The organism is Candidatus Cryptobacteroides sp. (genome assembly GCF_056207615.1).
Map to the genome: position 1 here is coordinate 1 of NZ_JBAEER010000037.1, position 5,215 is coordinate 5,215.

Annotated in this window: 5 protein-coding genes, 1 pseudogene and 1 riboswitch; of the genes and pseudogenes, 5 read left to right on the top strand and 1 reads right to left on the bottom strand. The window is 53.4% G+C overall.

Features of this window, described 5'->3' with window-relative positions:
* The 5 genes and pseudogenes from AC06ND_RS02245 to AC06ND_RS02265 all read left to right on the top strand — a co-directional run.
* Nucleotides 1–247 (top strand): annotated as a pseudogene (locus tag AC06ND_RS02245) (bifunctional phosphoribosylaminoimidazolecarboxamide formyltransferase/IMP cyclohydrolase); the annotation flags it as partial.
* A gap of 3 nt (nt 248–250) precedes the next feature.
* A complete protein-coding gene (gene purD / locus AC06ND_RS02250) occupies nt 251–1,501 on the top strand; it encodes a phosphoribosylamine--glycine ligase (protein WP_475677371.1) in 1,251 nt (416 codons plus the stop codon).
* Between the two features lie 6 nt (nt 1,502–1,507).
* Complete coding sequence (gene purB, locus AC06ND_RS02255) at nt 1,508–2,851, top strand: adenylosuccinate lyase (RefSeq protein ID WP_475677372.1); 1,344 nt, start codon at nt 1,508–1,510, stop codon at nt 2,849–2,851.
* A 270-nt stretch (nt 2,852–3,121) separates the two neighbouring features.
* Nucleotides 3,122–3,268: riboswitch (cobalamin riboswitch) on the top strand.
* A 36-nt stretch (nt 3,269–3,304) separates the two neighbouring features.
* Nucleotides 3,305–4,108, top strand: coding sequence for a DUF4465 domain-containing protein (locus tag AC06ND_RS02260; RefSeq protein WP_475677373.1), 804 nt, complete (start codon nt 3,305–3,307; stop codon nt 4,106–4,108).
* Nucleotides 4,109–4,119: 11 nt separating this feature from the next.
* Complete coding sequence (locus AC06ND_RS02265) at nt 4,120–5,031, top strand: hypothetical protein (RefSeq protein ID WP_475677374.1); 912 nt, start codon at nt 4,120–4,122, stop codon at nt 5,029–5,031.
* Here the strand turns inward: AC06ND_RS02265 and AC06ND_RS02270 are convergent.
* Nucleotides 5,001–5,215, bottom strand: a 215-nt coding sequence (locus tag AC06ND_RS02270; protein ID WP_475677375.1) for a hypothetical protein, incomplete at its 5' end; no start/stop codon positions are given. The two genes, AC06ND_RS02265 and AC06ND_RS02270, sit on opposite strands and share 31 nt — an antisense overlap.

Here is a 5,215-nt window from a genome sequence, read left to right on the forward strand (position 1 = left end):
AGCCATCGCCATCAAGCAGGCTGAGGAGACTCTCGCCGCTGCAGGCAAGGACATCAGGAACGAAGGCCTCGTGATGGGTTCAGACGCGTTCTTCCCATTCGGTGACAGCGTGGAGACCGCAGCAAAGTACGGAGTGAAGGCTATCGTACAGCCAGGCGGCAGCGTACGTGACCAGGAGAGCATCGACGCAGCGAATGCCAACGGCATCACAATGTTGTTCACAGGTGAAAGACACTTCAAGCATTAATATATGAAGGTACTCGTAGTAGGAAGCGGCGGAAGGGAGCACGCTATCGTGGATGCTCTCAGCCGCTCACCACAGGTTGAAAAGATATACAGCGCTCCCGGCAACGCGGGTATCGCTGCTCAGGCAGAGTGCGTGGCCATCAAGGACACTGACGTTGAGGGCCTCCTCCGTTTCGCGAAGGAGAACGCAATCGACCTCACCGTCGTCGGCCCTGAGGCTTCCCTCGCAGTTGGAATCGCAGACGCTTTCCGCGCTGAAGGTCTCAAGATCTTCGGTCACACCAAGGCGGCCGCAAGGATAGAGACCAGCAAGGAGTTCGCAAAGATCATCATGGAGAAGTACGACATCCCCACCTCGGGATACAAGTCGTTCGACTCATACGAAGAGGCACTCGCATTCGTGAGCGGCCGTCCTTTCCCAGCAGTCCTCAAGTACGACGGACTCGCTGCCGGCAAGGGAGTGGTGATCGCACAGGATCTCGCGGAGGCAGACTCGGCACTTCGTGACATGCTCCTCGACACAAGGTTCGGACAGGGTAAGGTGGTCGTAGAGGACTTCCTCACCGGTCCTGAGTTCTCTTTCATGTGCTTCGTAGACGGCGAGAAGGTCTACCCTATGCCTCTCGCACAGGACCACAAGCGTGCCTATGACGGCGACAAGGGCCCTAACACCGGCGGAATGGGAGCATACACCAAGCTTCCTTTCATCACCGACGAGGACAGGGAATACGCTCTCGAGAAGGTGCTCAAGGCAACTGCCAAGGCGATGGTCGCTGAGGGCTGCCCTCTCACCGGAGTTCTCTACGGAGGCCTCATGAAGACACCTGACGGAGTCAAGGTCATCGAGTTCAACGCACGTTTCGGCGACCCCGAGACCGAGGTGGTGCTTCCTCTGATCGAGAGCGACATCTACGACATCTTCGAGGCGGTGGCTACTGGCCGAAATGCAGAGCAGCCTCGCTGGAGCGACGATGCGACCATTGGCGTCGTGCTCGCTTCCAAGGGTTATCCTGGCTCATACGAGAAGGGATACGAGATCTGCGGAACCGAGACCGTCGACGGAGTCGTATATCATATGGGTACAGCAAACAAGGACGGCAAGCTCCTGACTGCCGGAGGTCGCGTGATGATCGTCACCTGCCGCGCAAAGGACCTTGCATCTGCTCACGTGAAGGTGAACGCAGAGGTAGAGAAGATCCAGTGTGAGAATCTCTTCCATCGTACGGACATCGGTCACAGGGCATTTGAAGAATAGAAAGAAATGGAGAATCAGACACTTCTCGCCGTTACTCCGATAGACGGACGCTATTACGGCAAAACTTCTTCCCTCACGGAATATTTCAGCGAATACGCGCTCATCAAGTATAGGATCAGGATCGAGGTCGAGTATTTCATCGCCCTCTGCAAGGCTCCTGTCCCTCAGCTTGCGGGCGTTCTCAATCCTGAGCTCGAGGACAAGCTCCAGGCCATCTGGAAGGAGCTCACACCGGAGCAGGCACAGAAGGTAAAGGACATCGAGAAAGTAACCAACCACGACGTAAAGGCGGTCGAGTACTATCTCAGGGAGAGGTTCACCGAGCTCGGTCTCGACAATTGCCTCACCTTCATCCACTTCGGTCTCACCTCTCAGGACATCAACAACACCGCCACCCCTCTCATGCTCAAGGAGGCTCTCGAGCAGGTCTACATGCCGGCTCTCAAGGAGGTTCTCTCGATCATCGCAGCAGATGCGCAGGAGTGGAAGGACATCCCTATGCTCGCAAAGACCCACGGCCAGCCAGCATCACCTACCCGCGTAGGAAAGGAGTTCAAGGTGTTCCAGGTACGTCTCGAGGAGCAGATCCGTCAGTTCGAGCAGATGACCTATCCGGCGAAGTTCGGAGGTGCCACCGGCAACATGAACGCTCACAAGCTCGCATATCCGCAGATCGACTGGATTGCATTCGGTGATGAGTTCGTATCGTCGCTGGGACTGAGCAGGTCGTTCCCTACCACCCAGATCGAGCACTACGACAACCTCGCGACCATCTTCGACTGCCTCCGCAGGATCAACACCATCCTCATCGACCTCTGCCGCGATATATGGACATATATATCTATGGAGTACTTCCGCCAGAAGGTCAACAAGAATGAGGTCGGTTCATCTGCGATGCCGCACAAGGTGAACCCTATCGACTTCGAGAACGCTGAGGGCAACTTCGGAATGGCAGATGCAATCCTCACCTTCCTCTCGATGAAGCTCCCTATCTCAAGACTCCAGCGTGACCTTACTGACTCTACCGTCAGCAGGAACATCGGCGTGCCTCTCGCACATGGTCTGATCGCCTTCGCTTCGCTCAAGAAGGGACTCGGCAAGCTCATCCTCAACGAGACTGCTCTTCACAGAGATCTCGAGGCGAACTGGGCTGTCGTTGCAGAAGCTGTGCAGACCATCCTCAGGAGGGAGAACTACCCTAACCCTTACGAGACCCTCAAGGCGCTCACCCGTACAGGCAAGCCTATCGACGAGGCAACCATCAAGGAATTCATCGAAACTCTCGATGTTTCGGAGGAAATCAAGGCAGAACTTAGGGTGATTACCCCTTGGAGCTACACAGGATATTAGAATTTTACGGAAATTTCGTAAATTCCGATTTCTAAACAAATGATAGACAACAGCTTATGCCGACAAGTGCAAAAGCTGTTGTTTTTCAAAAAAGACGAACGTTGTACACAAAATCCCGAAAAATATCAGATTTTTTACGATTTGATAATTGAAATTGTGAAAATCAGTATATATTTGCAATCGAAATAGACAAGTAACTAAGTGTTGTGTGTAAAGTAGGAATCGGCAGTCACCGACGTGAGTCGAGCTGGTAGGTTCCTTCTTTTTTTGTATATTTGCACCATCTGAGGTTCCGGGCCGAAAGTCCCGGATCAAAAGGGAAACCGCGTGAGAATCGCGGACAGTGCCCGCTACTGTGAATCCCTTCTCCGTCAAGGAAGGGCTAGTCAGAATGCCTGCCTCGGTATTATATAATAAGTTGATTCCGTGACGGGAATATCACAAACAATCAAAATGAAAAAAACACTTCTTACCCTTGCTGCCTTTGCAGCAATCATCGTCTCTTGTACTCCGGACGAAATCCCTGCCGTATACGAGACAAAGACAATCGACTTCGAGGGAGCTGCTTTCTCTGCTCTCATCGACACGCCACAGTATTTCGGTCCCCTTCTCTATTCAGAAAATGAATACAGCTGGAGCGACGGAATCATCAGCCACTCCAACAACAAGGCAGATTGGGGCGAATATGGCGGATGGGCATGGGACTCAGGCGCTGCCATCTCGAACTACACAAGCAAGACCTACGGAGACTACAATATCCAGCTCTCAGTCGCAACTGACGCCGCTGCTGGAGGTCACGACGGCTCATCTAACTTCGCCGTGTGGTTCGGTCACGACTGGGGCACAGGCGGACTACCAGAATTTAAGGTCAAGAGCGATGAGCGCGTGAATCTCAAGGAAATGTACGTGAACAACACTGCCTATGGCCTCTCCAACTGCTACGACGGTGAAGGCAACTGCATTATCACAGACGGCCAGGAAATCCATGTCGAACTCACTGCGACCCTCGAGAGAGACATTCCGATGGAAGGGGGTCAGAATATCGCAACGAAGAAAGTATCCTTCAAGCTCGTGGACGGTCCTTCAAAGATAGTCAAGGATTGGGCACTGTGGGATCTTTCAGAGGTCAACATGGATGGATTCCACCTCGTAAGCTTCAGTTTCAACGTGGATGGCAACATCGAGGACTCATTCGGATTCTCCTACCCTTCTTACTTCGCTTTCGACGACCTCTGCTACGAGGTCCTTGTAAAATAGATTAACATCAGATGAGATCGGGACTCCATATCACCATCTCCATCCTTGCATGCTGCGCGGCCCTCGCATCGTGCACCAAGCCCAATGTGCCACACGACTACAATCCATACATGGTCGTCAAGTGCGCGGAGGTGCTCGAGTATTGTCCTGCGCCAGGCCAGTTCATCGGGGACGGATATGAAGCCAAGACCATGGAGGAGGCATGCGAACATGCCTACCAGAGGATGTCCGAGAACAAATATGTGTCCCTCGGCGCATTCGGAGGATACATCGTAGCCAAGCTTGAGCACAGTATCGTTCCGTCTGACGGATTCATCATCGTCGTCGGCAACTTCACCGAATCATCGTCTGAGCCTGGAATAGTCTACGTCATGGAAGACAAGAACGGCAACGGACTTCCTGACGAAGAATGGGTGGAAATCAAAGGCTCACTCTACGGCAGCAGCGAGGAGACCAGGGACTACAGCGTCACCTACTACCGCCCTGCGGACATCCATTCCGACGTAAGGTGGACCGACAGCCAGGGAGGTGAGGGATATATCCGCTACAACGACTGGCACAAGCAGGACAGCTACTATCCGCAGTGGATCAGCGAGGACAGCTACACCCTCTCAGGGCCACGTCTTGCCAGCAGGGCCTACGACACTTCCGACAACGGGAGCATGTGGATCAATCCAAGCTACGGATCCGGATACGCAGACAACTTCACAATCGAGGACGTGAAGTTCATCGACGCCGTGAACAAGGAAAACAAGAATTTCCTGATCCCAAGGAGCGCAAACGTATTCTCGGTTCCGCGGGAATGTGCCCAAGTATCCTTCGTCAAGGTCCAGTGCGCTGTGCAGGACGAGTGCGGATGGATAGGTGAAGTATCGACCGAGGTCTGCGGAATCTATGGACTGCAATGCTTCTTCCTGGAATAGTCCGAGTCCTTCCTCCTACAGATGCCTGCATTCAGACATATAGAGAAAATAGCGTTGGCCGCCTCAACATTGATGGCGGCCTTCGGTTTTTCCGCCATGGATGCATCTGCAAGCACGCTTGCTGAGCGTACTATCCGGGAAGTCATCGAGACTCCCGATACCCTGGAGCTGAATTCCTCTGTCG